Raw genomic sequence first — 1,848 nt, forward strand, 5'->3', positions numbered from 1 at the left:
AATCTATTCATTATTCCTCGAATATATTAACCTTTCCCCGGGGTTAGCACCAACCTTTCAGTAAAAATTTCACAATTCGCCTTCCTTCTCAGCAAAGGCAACCGATGTTAAATAGTTTAATGAACTATTTGGTCGCTCACGGTTGCAGTGGTGTCGCCATTGATCGATTTTATTCTAGCCTCTTCAATGCTTCGAAACCACTGTATGCCGAGCCCATACGTGGTGACGGAAGGCAATACCCCCGCAAGCGTCTAGTCGGCACGCTAAACATCATACATGGCGAGCGAGGCGATAGGCTTAAGCTAATGACATTGCTTAGTTTGCCCCTTGTGACCATCAAACACATTTATACGATATGCAAGTATAAGCATAGCCAGGCCTGCAATAATCATTGGCGCAGATAAAGTCATACCACGAGTAATCCAATCTGTACCATAAAGAAAACCATTTACTCCTAACTGGGCATCCGGCTGGCGAAAGAACTCCACAAACGTACGGAAGATACCGTATCCTGCGACAAACAAGCCCGAAGCAGCCATACGAGGACGAGGTTTTGAAATAAACCATTGAATAACAAAAAACATTACAACCCCTTCTAACAACATTTCATAAATGGTTGATGGATGCCTCTTAACCAATGCTCCCGCCGCGTTTTCAGGAAGCTCCATAAAATAAACACCTAATGGTGAATCGGTGACGCGGCCCCATAATTCACTATTGATAGTATTGCCTCCTCGAACGCATATAATCCCCGCAGGCACTACAGGCACCACCCAGTCTGCAACAGTAAACGCGTTAATTTTATATCTTTTCGCAAAAACGACATAGGCCATACAAACGCCTATAAAGCCTCCATGAAAGGATAAGCCCCCTTCATAAATTTTAAAGATATAAAAGAAGTCAAAGCCAGTTGACGAAACGATTTGCCCCACTGCGTTGGTCGTTTCGATTGTCGGTAACAATTGGTCAAGCCCATAAAATAGGACATAGCCCAAGCGTGCACCGAGAATGAGTCCAACAAAACAATAGAAACATAAATCTTCATTCATCTTACGGGTAAAACCCCACTCGGGGGCTTTAACACTTTGGCGGTTGGTGTACCAAAGCCCAAAGATCGCTGCCACAAAATAGGATAAGCCATACCAATTTATCGACAGCGGGGTTCCTGGAACTGAGAAAATTACAGCGTTCATGAAAGGCGTTTCAAACATAGGTGCATCGATCCTATTTTTAAAAATAACGAATGAGTGTAAGCCACGTCATAGAGATAGTACTAGCGAGGCATAAAACCAGCCAACCGCAAAATTCAGCCATATAACACAACACTATTAGTGGGTCAACCCCAAAAGCTTTCGTCGTTTGACGAAAGCTTAAAGCGATTCTCAATACAGCTAATATTCCTCAACAGCGCTACCCTCCATAGATTCTCTTAATTCAAAAACCGTTTGGCACTCCATCAACTGTTTTGGAGAAATAGTTACACCTCGCCTTTGGGCGATATTAATCATCCTTAAACTAAGGAGAGAATCTCCACCAAGAGAAAAAAAGCTGTCGTGAATACCAACCTGGTCAACTTGCAATAAATCTTCCCAGAGATTACATAGTATTTCCTCTGTTTCATTCCTTGGAGCAACATATTCCGCTTGTTGTATTTCACCGCCCTCAAGCTCGATAAGTGCTTTTCGATCAAGCTTTCCGTTGAAAGTCAATGGTATTTCTTCTAAGCAAACTATCGCACTAGGCATCATATAGTCTGGCAAATGTTGCTGAGCACTAGCACGCATATTCTCGGAAACTATCTGTTTTTCAGTATCAGAGGCTTCGGGGGATTTGGGCAAAGTAATACAA

2 protein-coding genes are annotated in these 1,848 nt (G+C 42.8%); both read right to left on the reverse strand.

Annotation, left to right across the window (positions count from 1 at the left end):
* Positions 1-302 precede the first annotated feature (302 nt).
* Entirely contained in the window at positions 303-1,211 is a 909-nt protein-coding gene (lgt, locus tag AC438_RS16280) for a prolipoprotein diacylglyceryl transferase (protein WP_053982316.1), read from the reverse strand.
* Between the two features lie 180 nt (positions 1,212-1,391).
* A partial coding sequence (locus AC438_RS16285) for a phosphopantetheine-binding protein (protein ID WP_156317132.1) occupies positions 1,392-1,848 on the reverse strand: 457 nt, incomplete at its 5' end.

Source organism: Marinagarivorans algicola (genome assembly GCF_001292705.1).
GTDB classification, from domain to species: domain Bacteria; phylum Pseudomonadota; class Gammaproteobacteria; order Pseudomonadales; family Cellvibrionaceae; genus Marinagarivorans; species Marinagarivorans algicola.